Origin of the sequence: Stenotrophomonas maltophilia (assembly GCF_039555535.1) — a bacterium.
In the GTDB taxonomy this organism is placed as follows: Bacteria; Pseudomonadota; Gammaproteobacteria; order Xanthomonadales; family Xanthomonadaceae; genus Stenotrophomonas; species Stenotrophomonas maltophilia_Q.
In genome coordinates this window covers 808,189-823,058 of record NZ_CP154630.1, presented here as the reverse complement: position 1 = coordinate 823,058, position 14,870 = coordinate 808,189, and the positions used below count along the sequence as shown (strand labels likewise).

Here is a 14,870-nt window from a genome sequence, read left to right as displayed (position 1 = left end):
CGCAGTCCTGATCGATGCGACCCGAGCTCGCTCTGGTACCGGGCGAGCCCGCCGGGATCGGCCCGGAGCTGTGCGTCCGCCTTGTCCAGCAGCCGCGTGAAGATTGCCGGCTGCTGGCCTTCGCCGACCCGGACACCCTGCGCGCGGCTGCGGCCGCGCTGAACCTGCCGCTGCAACTGCTGCCCGAGGATGCCGAAGCGCGCGTCCCCGGCGACCTGCGCCTGCGCGTGGTGGCCAATGCCGCCCCGAGCCACTTCGGCCAGGCCGATCCGGCCAATGCCGGCGCGGTCATCGGCGCCCTGCTTGGCGCTGGCCAGGCCTGCCTGTCCGGCGAACTGCACGGCGTGGTGACCGGCCCGGTGCACAAGGCGGTCATCAACGAGGGCGGCATCGCCTACAGCGGCACCACCGAACTGCTGGCCGACCAGGCCGGCGTGAAGGTGGTGATGATGCTGGCCAACCCCATCGTGCGCGTAGCCCTGGCCACCACTCACCTGCCGTTGCGCGAGGTGGCCGACGCGATCACCGCGCCCCGCCTGGAACACACCCTGCGCACCCTGCATGCCGCACTTCGGCGCGAATTCGGCCTGCCTGCACCCCGCATCGCCGTGCTCGGCCTGAACCCGCACGCCGGCGAAGACGGCCACCTGGGCCGCGAAGAGCTGGACCTGATCATTCCCCTGATGCAGCGCCTACGCGCAGAGGGCATGGACCTGATCGGACCGCTGCCGGCCGATACCGCGTTCCTGCCGGCCAAGCTGGCCGGCTTCGACAGTGTGCTGGCGATGTACCACGACCAGGGCCTGCCGGTGCTGAAGTACTCGGGCTTCGAGCAGGCGGTGAACCTGACCCTGGGCCTGCCGTACCCACGCGTAGCGGTGGACCATGGCACCGCGCTGGATCTGGCCGGCCGCGGCATCGCCGATCCTTCCAGCCTGCAGGCGGCAACGACGTTGTGTGCGCAGCTTGCGCGGCAACGTACACTGAGCGTATGAATTCCCCGCATTCCCCCTCCGGCCCGGTGTTCACCGCCCCGGCCAAGAAGCAGCTTGGCCAGCATTTCCTGGCCGATCGCCACTACATCGACAAGATCGTGATGGCGGTCAATCCGAAAGACGGCGACCGCCTGGTCGAAATCGGTCCCGGCCAGGGCGCGATCACGCTGCCGCTGCTGCGCGTGCATCCGAAGCTGACGGTGATCGAGTTCGACCGCGACCTGATCGCGCCGCTGACCGCCGCCGCCGAGCCACTGGGCGAGCTGACCATCGTCCACCGCGACGTGCTGCGCGTGGATTTCACCGAGCTGGCTGCCGGCCAGCCGATCCGCCTGGTCGGCAACCTGCCCTACAACATCTCCTCGCCGATCCTGTTCCATGCACTGGAACATGCCGCGGTGATCCGCGACATGCATTTCATGCTGCAGAAGGAAGTGGTCGACCGCATGGCCGCCGGCCCGGGCAGCAAGGTGTACGGCCGGCTCAGCGTGATGCTGCAGGCGTACTGCCAGGTGACCTCGCTGTTCGTGGTGCCGCCGGGTGCGTTCCGGCCGCCGCCGAAGGTCGATTCGGCCGTGGTGCGGCTGGTACCGCGCGACCCGGCCTCGATCAACATCAACGACCACAAGCGTTTCGCCGAGGTGGTCAAGGCCGCCTTCGGGCAGCGCCGCAAGACCCTGCGCAATGCGCTCAACAACGTCGTGACGGCCGAGCAGTTCGTGGCCGCCGGCGTGCGCCCCGATGCCCGCGCCGAACAGCTGGATGTGGCTGAATTCATCGCTTTGGCCAATGCCTCCTGATTACATTGCCGGTATGGAAGACGCTGACGTTTATGCCATCTCCGTCGAAGTCGCACCGCGCTTCCTCGACGATCAATCCGCGCCGGAAGACGGGCGCTATGCGTTCGCCTACACGATCCGCATCCACAACCAGGGGCGCGTTGCCGCGCGCCTGGTTGCACGCCACTGGCGCATCACCGACGCCAACGGCCGCGTCGAGCATGTCGATGGCGACGGGGTGATCGGGGAGCAGCCGCGCCTGCGTCCCGGTGAAGACTTCCATTACACGTCCGGTGTCATGCTGGGGACCGATCACGGGACCATGCAGGGCCACTACGACATGGTCGCCGACGACGGCACCGAATTTGCCGCGCCGGTCGCACCTTTCGTGCTGGCCATCCCGCGTATCCTGCACTGACACGGAGGCCGAACGATGAGTGTGTGGGCGATCGGCGACCTGCAGGGCTGCTATGACGTCACCCAGCGGCTGCTGGAGAAGATCCGCTTCGATCCGGCGCAGGACACCCTGTGGTTCTGCGGCGACCTGGTCAACCGCGGTGGCCAGTCCCTGGAAACACTGCGGCTGGTTCATTCGCTGCGCGAGCACAGCGTGGTGGTGCTGGGCAACCATGACCTTTCGCTGCTGGCCGTCGGTGCCCGCACCGAAGAGGAACAGCGCAAGGTCAACCCGGACCTGCTGCGCATCGTGCAGGCCGAGGACCGCGACGAACTGCTGGACTGGCTGCGCCTGCAGAAGCTGGTGCACGTGGACCGCGAGCTGGGCTGGATGATGGTGCACGCCGGCCTGGCGCCGAAGTGGACCACGCAGATGGCCGAGAAGCATGCCGCCGAAGTCGAGGCACAGCTGCACGGCGCCGGCTACCGCAAGTTGTTCCGCAACATGTACGGCGACAAGCCGAGCTGGGCACCGAACCTGTCCGGCTACGACCGTTCACGCGCGATCATCAACGTGCTCACCCGCATGCGCTACTGCACCCCGCGTGGGCGCATCGGCATCGAGGACAAGGGCACGCCGGGCACGCAGGAACAGGGGCTGTATCCCTGGTTCGAAGTGCCGGGTCGCGTCGAGCGTGACCTCAAGGTCGTCTGCGGCCACTGGTCGGCGCTGGGCCTGACCATCACCCAGGGCGTGCACGCCATCGACACCGGCGCGGTGTGGGGCGGCAAGCTGACTGCCATCCAGCTCGATACCGATGAACTGCGCGTGGTGCAGGTACCAGGCCGCGATGTACCCGCCCCCGTGCCCAACGCCCGCCCGCCCGCCCGCCCGGCGCACGAGCGCCCGGCTGCGTCGGCGCAGGGCAAGGAACAGGGCGGCGGTAACGCTCCGGCCGGCACCCCGGGCAATCGCGGCCCGCGCCGTCGTCGTCGCCGTGGTGGCGGTGGTGGTGGCGCCGCGGGCCCCGGCAACAGCAGTCCCCCACCGCAGGCATGACGCGGCGCGGCTGGGCACCATGGATGGTGCTGCTGACGCTGGCCCTGGCCAGCGGCTGCCAGCCCACTTCGGCCCCGGCCCCCACCGGCGGCGGAAACGCCGGCCGCACGCCATCGCAACCGCAGGCGCCTTCGCCGCCACTGGTGGCTGCAGCGCGCGCGCAGATCGGCGTCACCACCCGCTACGACCCTGCCTACCAGGTGCTGGCCTATCCCGGTGGAGACGTCCCGGTTGATCGCGGCGTGTGCACCGACGTGGTGGTGCGCGCGCTGCGCAGCCTGGACGTGGACCTGCAGGCCCGCGTGCATGAGGACATGCGCGGCAACTTCAGTGCCTATCCGGCGATCTGGGGCCTGTCACGACCGGATCGCAACATCGATCATCGCCGCGTACCGAACCTGATGCGCTGGTTCGAACGGCAGGGCTGGCAGCAGCCGATCACGGCCCTCGCCGCCGACTACGCAGCCGGCGACATCGTCGCCTGGAAGCTCAACGGCAACGGCCTGCTGCACGTGGGCATCGTCTCCGACCGCAGGCTGGCCAACGGCACGCCGCTGGTGCTGCACAACATCGCGCGCGGCACGCGCGAAGAGAATCTGCTGTTCCAGCACGCCATCATCGGGCATTACCGGATGCCGTAGGCAATCCTGTAGAGCCGAGCCATGCTCGGCTACGGGATGTGTCCGGCAACAGCAGCCGAGCATGGCTCGGCTCTACAGGAAACCATCTTCAGCGGCGCACGTAGTGCACGAAGCGGAACGCGTGGGCATGGCGTTCGTCGGCCGGGTGCGGCTCGCTGCTCACTTCCCGCCAGTCCTGCGCATCCACCTCGGGGAAATGGGTATCGGCGGGGACTTCGGCATCCACCCAGGTCAGGTACAGGTCACTGGCCTGGTCGAGCAGCTGTCGGAAGATCTCGCCGCCACCGATGATGCACAGTTCACTGGCGCTCTCGCCTTCGGCAATCGCCTTGGCTTCCTCCAGCGACGCCACCGCGCGCATGCCCTCGAACGGCACCTGGCCGCTGCGGGTCAGCACCAGGTTGGTCCGCCCCGGCAGTACGCGGCCGATCGACTCGGCCGTCTTGCGCCCCATCAGGATCGGCTTGCCCAGGGTGAGCGCCTTGAAGTGCTTGAAATCATCCGGCAGGTGCCAGGGCATTGCATTGCCCTGGCCAATGCCACGGTTGCGGTCCAACGCCACGATCATCGACAGCTTCATTTGTCCGGATACAACTCGTTGAAGATTTTCATCGCCGCGCTACGTCCACCGAGTACTGTCGCAACCGCTGAACAATAGAGCAGGAACAGTATTGCCGCAGTAGTCGGCTTGAGGTCAGTAATCATGACCCAAAGGTCCACATCCTTTCCCGCGACCGCCGCATTGGCGACTGCCAGGAGAGGAGTAATCAACACACCAACAGTCAATGCAACGGCCAGGGAGCCGGACATCGACATCAAGCCTTCCGCCAGCTTTTCCCGTGCCTTTCGTGAATGTTTGCTCATTGCTCCTCCACTTAGTGAATCCGAGAAACAATCTGCATCAGTCAGGTCTCACCAGCTGATACGCAGCATGCCAAACATCAATCACACCGCCACCGGCGCCTTGATCGCCGGGTGCGGATCGTAGCCGTCGATGCGGATGTCGTCGAACTGGAAACCGAACAGGTCGGTCACGTCCGGGTTCAACCACAGCTTCGGCAGCGCGCGCGGTTCGCGCGCCAGCTGCTCGCGGGCCTGCTCGAAATGGTTGGAGTACAGGTGCGCATCGCCCAGCGTATGCACGAAGTCGCCCACGCCCAGGCCGGTGGCCTGCGCAACCATATGGGTCAGCAGCGCGTAGCTGGCAATGTTGAACGGCACGCCAAGGAAGATGTCGCCGCTGCGCTGGTACAGCTGGCAGCTGAGCTTGCCATCCACCACGTAGAACTGGAACAGGTTGTGGCACGGCATCAACGCCATCTGCGAAAGCTCGCCCACGTTCCAGGCGCTGACCACCAGCCGCCGCGAATCGGGGTTGCGCTTGATCTCGTCCACCAGCCACTGCATCTGGTCGATCTCGCGACCATCGGCGGTGGCCCAGCTGCGCCACTGCTTGCCGTAGACCGGGCCGAGGTCGCCGTTCGCATCGGCCCACTCGTCCCAGATGCGTACCTGGTTGTCCTTCAGGTAGCCGATGTTGGTGTCGCCCTTCAGGAACCACAGCAGCTCGTGGATGATCGAGCGCAGGTGCAGCTTTTTGGTGGTGACCAGCGGGAAGCCTTCGTTGAGGTTGAAGCGCATCTGCCAGCCGAACACGCTGCGGGTGCCGGTGCCGGTGCGATCACTCTTCTCCGCGCCGTGTTCGAGCACGTGCGAGAGCAGGTTCAGGTAAGCCTTCATGCCTTGTCCTCGGCGACCACCGGCAGCTGCGGCTGCAGCACCGGCGCGCGGCGCGACATCGCCAGCAGCACCAGGCCGAAGGCGATCAGCGGCAGGCTGAGGATCTGACCACGGGTCAGCCAGTCGAAGGCCACGTAGACGCCGTTGTCGGGCATGCGCACGAACTCCACGGCAAAGCGGAACAGGCCGTACATCAGCGCGAACAGGCCGCCGACCAGATAACGATGACGCGGCTTGGCCGACACGGCCCACAGCACCACGAACATCACCAGGCCTTCCAGGAAGGCTTCATACAGCTGCGACGGATGACGGGCGAACTGGTTCAGGGCGCCGGTGGCGAACTGCGACTGCAGGGTCGCATGGTCCAGCTGGTTCAGCGGCGCCGGCAGGCCGGAAGGGAACACCACGCCCCAGGTGCCGTCGGTGTACTTGCCCCACAGCTCGGCGCCGATGAAGTTGCCGATGCGGCCGAAGCCCAGGCCCAGTGGCACCAGCGGCGCCATGAAATCCATGGTGTCGAAGAAGTGCAGCGCGTGCTTGCGCGACCACCACCAGCAGGCGCCCAGCACGCCGAGCAGGCCGCCGTGGAAGCTCATGCCGCCATCCCACACCTTGAACAGCAGCAGCGGGTTGTGCAGGAAATCGCCCAGCGCGTAGAACAGCATGTAGCCGATGCGCCCACCCAGCACCACGCCGAGCATGGCGTAGAACAGCAGGTCGGAGAATCCATTGGCGTCGACGCCCGGCAGGCGACCGGCGGCGATGCGCCTGCGGCCCAGCAGCCAGGCGGCGGTGAAGCCCAGCAGGTACATGATGCCGTACCAATGCACCTTGATCGGCCCCAGCGAGAGGGCGATGGGGTCGATGTCGTGGAAATAGATCATGGAAGGTGCCTTGCGGTTGAACGCCTATTCTCGGGCCAGTGCCGCCCCGGCTCAACCAAGGAGCTGGGGCGAGTTCGGCAACGCGTCATCGTTCGACCGCGTCGAGGCCGGAAAGTGCCCTTCCACCAGGCTGGAGACCTCGTCGATGGCATCCTGCAGCGCTTCCACCGGATTGGAACCACGCAGCCCCTCGCGCAGATGCGTGCAGACCCGCTGCCACTGCGCCGGGCTGACCCGGCCGTGCAGGCCCCGGTCGGCCACGATCTCGATGGCGTGGTCGGCCAGCAGCAGGTAGATCAGTACGCCGTTGTTGTGGGCCGTGTCCCAGGTGCGCAGGCGCGCGAAGGCGTGTTCGGCCGCCTGGCGCGGGGTGACCTTGTGCCACAGCGCGGCCAGTGGCAGGTCCGCTTCCACCGCGAACATCACCTGCCCGCCATGGCGCTGCTCACCGGCCGCGATGGCCTCGGTGATCGCCTGCAGCGTGGCCGGCGGGAACGCGCGCCGTACCGATGGGGAAAACACGTGGCGACACAGTCGTTGGATCATCACCAGCCCCCCGAAGCACCGCCACCGCCGGAGCGGCCACCACCGCCGCCCCAACCGCCGCCCCAACCGCCGCCACCGCCGAATCCACCACCGCCACCGAAGCCGCCTCCGCCGCCCCAGCTGCCACCACCCCAGCCGCCGCCACCGGCAAAGCGGCCCGGGTGGCCGGAGAGCATGGCAACGATCAGGCCCACGACGCCCGCCAGGCCACTGGCCAGCAGCGTGGACGTGAACAGAAACGCCGCCAGCGCTGCACCCGCGCCACCGAGCAGGCCACGCAGCGGGCGCGGCACGCGCGAGAACACGCCGCGCAGGATGCTGCCAGCGAACACGCCGATGAACAGCGCCAGGAACCAGGTATCGCCGCCACCGCCGGGTTCCCGCCCACGATGGCCGCTGACCGGTGCCGGCAGCGTTTCGCCATCGATCAGCTTGACCAGCACCGCCGTGGCATCGGTGATGCCGCCGGCGTAGTCGCCACTGCGGAAACGCGGCACCAGGTATTCCTGGATGACCCGGTTGGCGATGGCATCGGGGATGGCGCCTTCAAGACCATAGCCCGGCTCGATGCGCACACGCCGGTCATCCTTGGCCACCACCAGCAGCACGCCGTCATCCACGCCCTTGCGGCCGATCTGCCACTGGTCGAAGACCCGCGTGGTGTACTGGGCGATGTCCTCCGGCTGGGTGCTGGGCACCACCAGCACCTGCAGCTGGCTGCCCTTGCGCTGCTGGAGGTCCAGCGCCTGCTGTACCAGCGCCTGCTTCTGCGCGGCATCCAGCGTGCCGGTGGTATCGACCACCGGCGAATCCAGCGCCGGAATCGGCGCCAGCTGCTGCGCCTGCGACGCCAGCGGCAGCCACAGCAGCAGGGCCAGCAGCGCAGTGGCCAGGCGCATCGGTCAGTGGCCCGGCTGCGGCGCCGGCTGCTGCGGCGCGTTGCCGAAATCGACCGCCGGTGCGTTGGAAATCTGCGCTTCGTTGTCCACGGTGAAGTTCGGCTTGGTCTTGTAACCGAAGATCTTGGCGGTGATCACCTGCGGGAACGAGCGGATGTAGGTGTTGTAGTCCTGCACTTGCTGAATGTAGCGGCCGCGGGCAACGGTGATGCGGTTTTCGGTGCCTTCCAGCTGCGCCTGCAGGTCGCGGAAATTCTGGTCGGACTTCAGCACCGGGTAGTTCTCGGTGACCACCAGCAGCCGCGACAGCGCACTGCCAAGTTCGCCCTGGGCCTGTTGGAACTGCTTCAGCGAGGCCTCGTCATCTGCGTTGACGTTGATCTGGCCAACCCGCGAACGGGCGTTGGTGACTTCGGTCAGCACGCGCTCTTCCTGGCTGGCGAAGCCCTTCACGGTCTGCACCAGGTTGGGCACCAGGTCGGCGCGGCGCTTGTACTGGTTGAGCACTTCCGACCAGCTGGCCTTGACCGCCTCATCCTTCTGCTGGATGGCGTTGTAGCCGCAGCCGGACAACAGGGAGGCCAGCAGCATCAGGGGCAGGACACGGGTGAACAGGCGCATGGCGGAGGTTCCGGGTGGGCTTGGCGCCGAGCATGCCACGGTCGGTGTTAACGAACGTGTGGAGATGAACAGGAATCCGGCAGGGCCGACCGGTCCAGGCCAGGAGGTCGCTGAAGCGATGGGTCTGGCGCATTGCCTGAACTAGGCCTGGGGGCGGCTCTGCCCCTGGCTTCCGCGTTCCGTCGGCCAGGTCCTCCGGGCAGGGCAATCGCGGGCCCATTTCGTACTTGTTGCATGGCTCAGCACAGTTTCCGCATCAGATAGTTCAGGAATCCCGCACTTGAACTGCCCGCCCGCTCAGATGCAGCAGCCATCGGTCGGGAAATGGGCATGGACCTCAATCATGCACAGACTTATTCCAACAGCAGCCATCATCGCTGTACTCACACCTACGGCTTGCGCCCAGCCAACCCCGGGGCCCACGCGGGATGCTCCGACGTCCGGGCCTGTCCTTATCCCGCCTGCCCTCACCACGCCAGCCGATGCCAAGACCCGGGACATGCTGCTTCACGTAGAGGGTGACAGCTATATGGGCAAGGCTTACATCGTGTCCGCATCGACGCAGGAGGTCAGCACTGCGCTTCGTGCACGAGACTATTTTTCCAGCTCATTCCGCCAGAGGGATGGCGCTCAACCTATCCTGGGGGACATGGAGCGGGCGTGGATGAAGGTCTACGGGCACTTCCACCCTGAGAAAAGTGCAATCGTGTTCGCGAAGAAGCTTGATGCAATCGATGTAGCGGCCACGTTGGGGGTCATCGCCCCCGAAGAGAAGTCGCGCTGGCGTACTTACGTAGAACAGCTGTCTCCATCCGATCTCGATCCCACAGGTGGCTCGTTCACTGATCTGACAGTGGATCGACTGACGTTCTCCAGTTCCCACATTGACACTGCGCGACGCAGGTCAGGCGACAAGCACGTTGTTTTGATCGACCTGACGGATATGACAGGCGCTCCTTCGCAAACGCTGCTTTGGTATGCGGAACGGCGCCAGGAACAACGCCGTGTCAAATGGAAAGCCTTCGCCTCCATTCCGGGGGTCGCCGGTGTGCCCTACCCGCATTGGGAGACCGAGATGATCACGGAGAACCACGCCAGCCAGGAATTCTCAGACCAGATGCAGGCGCTGGTATCAACGCTCCCGGCGGGCCCTGAAAGATCATTGGATGTCATCTCGAATCTGTTCAATCCAAGCGAAGAGACGCCGGTTCAGCGCATCGCCCCTCGTCTGCCCATGGATGGCGCGACGACGATGCTGCAGTGGCTCCCAATCCAGAGGATTCAACCGGGCAACAACTCTGGCCAGATTCGTTCGCTATCCAGTGACCAATTCCATGTCACGTCAGCCTCCAACAGGTCATACGGCTACGTTGCCGCGAAGAAGGACGGGGGCGTCGTGGCTTGGCGAATGGGTGAAAGTCAGCGGATGATCGAGACAAAGGTCGACCGAAAGGGGCGGTTATGGGTCCTGATCGCAACCGTGCCAAGTCTGACGCAACAGATTCTCACGTCCTGCCCTGTGCAGATCAGCGTTGATGCGACTGGGTCCATCCGAAGCAACCGTTGTATGCAGAGCACCATGGCGCCTCGGTGGCAACTCGATGTAGACGGCAACTCCTATCTCTACTCGGAGTCTCACATGGCGACAGAAGAGCGCTTCCCTGAGCGGATCATGGACACAGGATCAGGAGAAGTCATCGCGATGAAGGAGCTATGGAAAGACAGAACCAACTTGAGGCGGCGCGTCTTTGGCTACATGCAATCCTGCTCCTCAGGTCCGGCACCCGATCTGGGAGACGGACTCTTCTGGTTCACGAGTTGCGGCCTGGTGGGTGTTGCACCTGCTTCAGGCGATGTGGTCAAGAGCTTTCCACTGAGGTCCGGAAGCACTGGACGCTTGGTGTTAGGGAGCGCCGCGGGCGACTGGGTTGCCGAAGAAGCTCGTGATCCAACAGACCAGAGGGAAGTTCTTCGCATTCATCGTCTTTCCACCGGGGAAGCAGCATTTGAGGTTGAACGAAAAACTGGTACTCAGGCACTGGCACGTACGGCTCATGGCAGGCTGCTCGCGATGACGGTTACAGGCGCTTCGCCGGGCCGTTACGTCGATGTCTGGCGCATGGATTCCGGCAAGCACGTCTCGCGCCTCGCCATTCCAGAAGGAATCGCATTGAAATCCCTTGCATTCAATCGAGCGGGGACGGAGCTCTGGGTCCATGCACATCAATTTGCCGACAAGGACTCCGGCGTACTTATCTGGACGGTGCCGGAATCATTGCAGGATGGTACAGACGACAACTGGAGCCCTGACGAGGCCGTAGTAAAGAAACACTAGCCAGTCCGATCCATCCACGCACTAGTCTCTGCAGAAGCCGATACTCCAGGCATTCGTGTCGACCAAGGTCGACACCTATCAGAGCAGAATCAGGGTCAGAGCCCGTTGCGCAGCAACGGGATCCGACCCGTGCAGTTCCGCCAGACCGCGGGAAACTGTCAGGGGTGGGGCGGTGTGGGCGTGCAGGACCGCAGGCGCCATGGATGGCGCCTACGAGCCCCCAGGGATGGGTTTACGGCGTGTCCTGCACGCCCACACCGCCCCGCCCAACCCTCAGCAAACCAGCTTTTGACGTTGAGGGTGCCGGCCAGCGGCCGGCACTACCGCTTCGGCGGGTGCAGGGCTGCAAGCCCTGCCGGAACCCCACATCATTCAACAAGCTTCAGCCACCGCAGTACGGGGACGCCCCAGCCATGCCAGCAGCAATCCCACCGCCGCCAGCAGGCCACCGGCGACCGGCACCGCCGCGTACCCCAGCCCCGAGCTGATCACCGCACCACCCAGCGCCGCGCCTACGGCATTGCCGAGGTTGAACGCACCTACGTTGATCGACGAGGCCAGGCCCGGCGCTTCGCTGGCCGCCTGCATCACCCGGATCTGCAGCGGCGGCACAATGGCGAACGTCGCCGCACCGAACAGCAACACACCCACCGCCGCGGTGGCGTGACTCATGAAGGCCAGCGGCAGCACGAACATCAGCATGGCCAGCGCCGCCAGCAGGATGCGGGTGGCGCCATCCAGAGACCAGTCGGCCATGCGCCCACCGATGCCGTTGCCGAAGGTGAAGCCGATACCGATCAGCGCCAAGGACATCGCGATGAAGGTGTTGGAGGCGCCGGTCAGTTCGGTCAGCACCGGCGCCACGTAGGTGTAGAGGGTGAACATCGCACCCGCCCCGAGCACCGTGGTGCCCATCGCCAGCAACACCTGCGGCTGCAGGATCGCCTTCAGTTCGCGGCGCACGTCCGGGCGCGGACCCGGCGCAGACGCCGGCAGCGCGAAGCCCAGCGCAGTGATCGCGACCAGGCCCAGCACCGCAGTCCCGGCGAAGGACAGGCGCCAGCCCAGCTGCTGGCCCACCCAGGTGGCCACCGGCACGCCGCCAATGTTGGCGATGGTCAGGCCCATGAACATGGTGGCCACGGCAGCAGCCTGCTTGTCCTTCGGCACCAGGCTGGCGGCGACCACCGCGCCGATGCCGAAGAAGGCACCGTGGTTGAGGCTGGTGACCAGCCGCGACAGCAGCAGCAGGCCGTAGTTCGGCGCCAACGCGGACAGCAGGTTGCCCACCACGAAGATCGACATCAGCAGCATCAGCGCGGTGCGCTTGCCGAAACGGCCCATCAGCAGGGTCATCACCGGCGCGCCGAGCATCACGCCGACGGCATCCGCGGTGATCAGCATGCCCGCGGTAGGAATTCCGACGCCCACACCGTCGGCGATGACCGGCAGCAGGCCCATCGGGGCGAATTCAGTGGTGCCGATGGCGAATGCACCGACGGCAAGGGCCAGCAGAGCGGCTCTGGAGGTCATGGGGGTTCCTGGGGGCGGAAACGGGCAGGTGCGCAGCCTGCGCGCTTTGCCACGGGCGATTAAGCCTCGCCCCGGGAAAACACTGTTGATCCTGGTTCACAAGTGGAGGCCGCAACCCCGCTACATATGCAAAAACCGCAGCGCCGGTGCAGAGCCGGGCCCATGCTCGGCTGCTTCCTGCCGGTCAGCCGAGCATGGGCTCGGCTCTACATGACCTCGCATCCACAACGAAGAACCCCCGGCAGGGCCGGGGGTTAGGGATCACGCGCTTACCAGTTGCCGGCGCCGGGCACGTTGTGCTCGCGGGCGCGACGGCGCATCAGCAGGTTCAGCCACTCCACCAGCACCGAGAAGCCCATCGCGGCGTAGATGTAGGGCTTGGGCACGTGCACGTCCAGGCCGTCCAGGATCAGCACCGCACCGATCATCAGGATGAAGGCCAGGGCCAGCATCTTCACCGTCGGGTTGGCATCGATGAAGCGGCCCAGCGGGTTGGCAGCCAGCAGCATCACCAGCACCGACAGCAGGATGGCGGCCACCATCACCGGGATGTGGTCGGCGATGCCGACGGCGGTGATCACCGAGTCCAGCGAGAACACGATGTCGATCACCGCGATCTGCGCGATCACGTAGCCGAACACGGCCGAGGCCTTGGTGGTGCTGGGATCTTCATCTTCGCCGCCGCTGATCAGTTCCTTGATCTCCATGCAGCCCTTGATGATCAGGAACAGGCCACCAACGATCAGCACCAGGTCGCGGATGGAGATGCCCATGCCGGCCACGGTGAACAGGTTGGCGGCCATGTGCGCCAGGTAGGCCAGCGACACCAGCAGGCCGATCCGGGTGATGCAGGCCACCGCGATGCCGAGCTTGCGCGCGAACGGGCGGCGTTCTTCCGGCAGCTTGCTGACCGCGATGGAAATGAACACCAGGTTGTCGATGCCGAGCACGATTTCCAGCGCGCTGAGGGTGAACAGGGTCACCCAGGCGTTGGGGTCGGCGAGGAACTCAAAGGACATGGGAACTCTTCAAGGCAGTGGGGGAATGGGATTTCAGCCGTAGCTGCCGGCCAGCGCGTGCGGAACCACGACCAGGGCCCAGCACAGCAGCACGTTCATCATCAGCACGAACACCGCCGCCGAGCCCATGTCCTTGGCGCGACCGGCCAGTTCGTGGATCTCGCTGCCGTAGCGCTCGATCACCGCCTCGATGGCCGAGTTGGCCAGTTCCATCGCCAGCACCAGCAGCATCGAGCCGATCAGCAGCGCGCGCTCGACCGGGGTCTGGCCCAGCCAGATCGCGACCGGGGTCAGCAGGATCAGCAGGTAGACCTCCAGCCGGAACGACGATTCGTGCAGCCAGGCGGCGCGCAGGCCCTGCCAGGACCAGCGGGCGGCCTGGAAGATGCGGCGCGGGCCGCGGGGCAGATGACCGAACTGGTCAGCCACGGGTGGAACATCCAGCAACAGGGGCGCGGCGCAGCGACCGCTCAGACGCACGGCAGGGAATCATGGGTGCACGGGAATAGGCAGATGGCCGCCATTTTGCCACAAGGCCGCCGACCATACCCCCCGGCCGCTGCGGCGAACGGCCTGCCCGGGGAAAGCGCCACGCCGCGTCCTGATCCTATGATGGTTACCCCTTCCCTGCTGGAGCGCCTGATGTCCCGTCGCCGTACCTGCCTGCTGATGCTGGGCCTGCTGACTGCCGCACCGCTGGCCCAGGCCCTGGGCCCGGCCACGTCGCCCCGGGTCCCCGAACAGGTCTCCAACGTGGCCTGGGCCGGCGACATGGCGCGCTTCGCCAGCGCCGACCAGGCCAACCCGCCGCCGCGCGGTGGCATCGAATTCATCGGCAGCTCCTCGATCCGCTTCTGGGAGAGCCTGGCCACCGACTTCCCCGGCCAGCCGGTGTTCAATCGTGGCTTCGGCGGCTCGGAAGTGCGTGACAGCACCTGGTATGCCGGCCAGATCGTGGTGCCGTATGCGCCGTGCAAGGTGTTCTTCTACGCCGGTGACAACGACCTCAACAGCGGCCGCACCGCGACCCAGGTGCGCGACGACGTGGTCGCCTTCGTGCAGCGCGTGCACCGCGACCTGCCGAAGACCACGGTGGAGTACCTGTCGATCAAGCCGAGCCCGTCGCGTGCGCACCTGCTGCCGGCGATCAACGAGGCCAACGCGCTGATCAAGGCCGCCCTGGCCAAGCTGCCCAATACCGGTTTCACCGACATCTACACGCCGATGCTGGGTGCCGATGGCCAGCCGGATGCGACGCTGTTCCGCGAGGACATGCTGCACATGACCCCTGCGGGCTACGCGATCTGGACCAGGGCGGTGGCGCCGAAGGTCAACTGCAACTGAGGGACTGCGGACGCCCGGCATGGCCCGGCGCTACCGCAACCCCACCCACGCATCGCGTGGACCTACCGACATTCCAGC

17 protein-coding genes are annotated in these 14,870 nt (G+C 65.9%); 7 read left to right on the top strand and 10 right to left on the bottom strand.

Annotated elements, in window-relative coordinates:
- The first annotated feature begins 14 nt into the window (after window positions 1–14).
- The 5 genes from pdxA to AASM09_RS03660 are packed head-to-tail and all read left to right on the top strand — an operon-like array spanning window position 15 to window position 3,871.
- Window positions 15–995: a 4-hydroxythreonine-4-phosphate dehydrogenase PdxA gene (pdxA, locus tag AASM09_RS03680; protein WP_049428832.1), complete on the top strand. Its 981-nt coding sequence runs from the start codon at window positions 15–17 to the stop codon at window positions 993–995.
- Complete coding sequence (gene rsmA, locus AASM09_RS03675) at window positions 992–1,795, top strand: 16S rRNA (adenine(1518)-N(6)/adenine(1519)-N(6))-dimethyltransferase RsmA (RefSeq protein ID WP_049428834.1); 804 nt, start codon at window positions 992–994, stop codon at window positions 1,793–1,795. The genes pdxA and rsmA overlap by 4 nt, the downstream gene beginning before the upstream one ends.
- A gap of 13 nt (window positions 1,796–1,808) precedes the next feature.
- Entirely contained in the window at window positions 1,809–2,192 is a 384-nt protein-coding gene (apaG, locus tag AASM09_RS03670) for a Co2+/Mg2+ efflux protein ApaG (RefSeq protein WP_049428835.1), read from the top strand.
- 15 nt (window positions 2,193–2,207) lie between these two features.
- The gene (locus tag AASM09_RS03665) at window positions 2,208–3,230 is read left to right on the top strand and encodes a symmetrical bis(5'-nucleosyl)-tetraphosphatase (RefSeq protein WP_049428837.1); all 1,023 of its coding nucleotides are present in this window, start codon (window positions 2,208–2,210) and stop codon (window positions 3,228–3,230) included.
- Window positions 3,227–3,871: a DUF1287 domain-containing protein gene (locus tag AASM09_RS03660; RefSeq protein WP_019661117.1), complete on the top strand. Its 645-nt coding sequence runs from the start codon at window positions 3,227–3,229 to the stop codon at window positions 3,869–3,871. Before AASM09_RS03665 ends, AASM09_RS03660 begins: the two co-directional genes overlap by 4 nt.
- An 88-nt stretch (window positions 3,872–3,959) precedes the next feature.
- Here the strand turns inward: AASM09_RS03660 and AASM09_RS03655 are convergent, their stop codons facing one another.
- The 7 genes from AASM09_RS03655 to AASM09_RS03625 all read right to left on the bottom strand — a co-directional run bounded on the left by AASM09_RS03655 (window position 3,960) and on the right by AASM09_RS03625 (window position 8,561).
- Window positions 3,960–4,451 carry a dihydrofolate reductase gene (locus AASM09_RS03655; RefSeq protein ID WP_049428840.1) on the bottom strand — a complete coding sequence of 164 codons (492 nt, stop codon included), beginning with the start codon at window positions 4,449–4,451 and terminating at the stop codon, window positions 3,960–3,962.
- Window positions 4,448–4,735, bottom strand: coding sequence for a hypothetical protein (locus tag AASM09_RS03650; RefSeq protein WP_065179687.1), 288 nt, complete (start codon window positions 4,733–4,735; stop codon window positions 4,448–4,450). The genes AASM09_RS03655 and AASM09_RS03650 overlap by 4 nt, the downstream gene beginning before the upstream one ends.
- An 81-nt stretch (window positions 4,736–4,816) precedes the next feature.
- Window positions 4,817–5,611: a thymidylate synthase gene (locus AASM09_RS03645; RefSeq protein ID WP_049428842.1), complete on the bottom strand. Its 795-nt coding sequence runs from the start codon at window positions 5,609–5,611 to the stop codon at window positions 4,817–4,819.
- On the bottom strand, window positions 5,608–6,495 hold the full coding sequence (gene lgt, locus AASM09_RS03640; RefSeq protein WP_049428844.1) for a prolipoprotein diacylglyceryl transferase: 888 nt from the start codon (window positions 6,493–6,495) through the stop codon (window positions 5,608–5,610). Before lgt ends, AASM09_RS03645 begins: the two co-directional genes overlap by 4 nt.
- A 51-nt stretch (window positions 6,496–6,546) precedes the next feature.
- A complete protein-coding gene (locus AASM09_RS03635; RefSeq protein ID WP_049428846.1) occupies window positions 6,547–7,041 on the bottom strand; it encodes a TPM domain-containing protein in 495 nt (164 codons plus the stop codon).
- Complete coding sequence (locus tag AASM09_RS03630; protein WP_049428849.1) at window positions 7,041–7,940, bottom strand: TPM domain-containing protein; 900 nt, start codon at window positions 7,938–7,940, stop codon at window positions 7,041–7,043. Before AASM09_RS03630 ends, AASM09_RS03635 begins: the two co-directional genes overlap by 1 nt.
- Window positions 7,941–7,943: 3 nt before the next feature.
- A complete protein-coding gene (locus AASM09_RS03625) occupies window positions 7,944–8,561 on the bottom strand; it encodes a LemA family protein (protein ID WP_049428852.1) in 618 nt (205 codons plus the stop codon).
- 499 nt (window positions 8,562–9,060) lie between these two features.
- Between AASM09_RS03625 and AASM09_RS03620 the strand changes: the two genes are divergently transcribed.
- Window positions 9,061–10,896, top strand: coding sequence for a hypothetical protein (locus AASM09_RS03620; RefSeq protein ID WP_049428853.1), 1,836 nt, complete (start codon window positions 9,061–9,063; stop codon window positions 10,894–10,896).
- A 372-nt stretch (window positions 10,897–11,268) separates the two neighbouring features.
- Here AASM09_RS03620 and AASM09_RS03615 read toward each other — a convergent pair whose 3' ends face one another.
- From AASM09_RS03615 to AASM09_RS03605, 3 genes are all read right to left on the bottom strand, one after another.
- On the bottom strand, window positions 11,269–12,429 hold the full coding sequence (locus tag AASM09_RS03615; RefSeq protein WP_049428855.1) for an MFS transporter: 1,161 nt from the start codon (window positions 12,427–12,429) through the stop codon (window positions 11,269–11,271).
- 269 nt (window positions 12,430–12,698) lie between these two features.
- Window positions 12,699–13,448: a TerC family protein gene (locus AASM09_RS03610; RefSeq protein WP_005408127.1), complete on the bottom strand. Its 750-nt coding sequence runs from the start codon at window positions 13,446–13,448 to the stop codon at window positions 12,699–12,701.
- A 33-nt stretch (window positions 13,449–13,481) separates the two neighbouring features.
- Window positions 13,482–13,877: a diacylglycerol kinase gene (locus AASM09_RS03605; protein WP_049406112.1), complete on the bottom strand. Its 396-nt coding sequence runs from the start codon at window positions 13,875–13,877 to the stop codon at window positions 13,482–13,484.
- 213 nt (window positions 13,878–14,090) lie between these two features.
- On the opposite strand from AASM09_RS03605, the gene AASM09_RS03600 reads away from it, so the two are divergent.
- Complete coding sequence (locus AASM09_RS03600; RefSeq protein ID WP_049428918.1) at window positions 14,091–14,792, top strand: SGNH/GDSL hydrolase family protein; 702 nt, start codon at window positions 14,091–14,093, stop codon at window positions 14,790–14,792.
- The last annotated feature ends 78 nt before the right edge of the window (window positions 14,793–14,870 follow it).

Excerpts from the sequence above, each read along its gene's own strand:
- AASM09_RS03630 (WP_049428849.1), bottom strand. The coding sequence starts at position 7,940 with ATGCGCCTGGCCACTGCGCTGCTGGCCCTGCTGCTGTGGCTGCCGCTG.
- apaG (WP_049428835.1), top strand. The coding sequence starts at position 1,809 with ATGGAAGACGCTGACGTTTATGCCATCTCCGTCGAAGTCGCACCGCGC.
- lgt (WP_049428844.1), bottom strand. The coding sequence starts at position 6,495 with ATGATCTATTTCCACGACATCGACCCCATCGCCCTCTCGCTGGGGCCG.
- AASM09_RS03600 (WP_049428918.1), top strand. The coding sequence starts at position 14,091 with ATGTCCCGTCGCCGTACCTGCCTGCTGATGCTGGGCCTGCTGACTGCC.
- AASM09_RS03625 (WP_049428852.1), bottom strand. The coding sequence starts at position 8,561 with ATGCGCCTGTTCACCCGTGTCCTGCCCCTGATGCTGCTGGCCTCCCTG.
- AASM09_RS03645 (WP_049428842.1), bottom strand. The coding sequence starts at position 5,611 with ATGAAGGCTTACCTGAACCTGCTCTCGCACGTGCTCGAACACGGCGCG.
- rsmA (WP_049428834.1), top strand. The coding sequence starts at position 992 with ATGAATTCCCCGCATTCCCCCTCCGGCCCGGTGTTCACCGCCCCGGCC.
- AASM09_RS03620 (WP_049428853.1), top strand. The coding sequence starts at position 9,061 with ATGCTGCTTCACGTAGAGGGTGACAGCTATATGGGCAAGGCTTACATC.
- AASM09_RS03655 (WP_049428840.1), bottom strand. The coding sequence starts at position 4,451 with ATGAAGCTGTCGATGATCGTGGCGTTGGACCGCAACCGTGGCATTGGC.
- AASM09_RS03610 (WP_005408127.1), bottom strand. The coding sequence starts at position 13,448 with ATGTCCTTTGAGTTCCTCGCCGACCCCAACGCCTGGGTGACCCTGTTC.
- AASM09_RS03665 (WP_049428837.1), top strand. The coding sequence starts at position 2,208 with ATGAGTGTGTGGGCGATCGGCGACCTGCAGGGCTGCTATGACGTCACC.
- AASM09_RS03650 (WP_065179687.1), bottom strand. The coding sequence starts at position 4,735 with ATGAGCAAACATTCACGAAAGGCACGGGAAAAGCTGGCGGAAGGCTTG.
- AASM09_RS03615 (WP_049428855.1), bottom strand. The coding sequence starts at position 12,429 with ATGACCTCCAGAGCCGCTCTGCTGGCCCTTGCCGTCGGTGCATTCGCC.
- AASM09_RS03660 (WP_019661117.1), top strand. The coding sequence starts at position 3,227 with ATGACGCGGCGCGGCTGGGCACCATGGATGGTGCTGCTGACGCTGGCC.
- pdxA (WP_049428832.1), top strand. The coding sequence starts at position 15 with ATGCGACCCGAGCTCGCTCTGGTACCGGGCGAGCCCGCCGGGATCGGC.
- AASM09_RS03635 (WP_049428846.1), bottom strand. The coding sequence starts at position 7,041 with ATGATCCAACGACTGTGTCGCCACGTGTTTTCCCCATCGGTACGGCGC.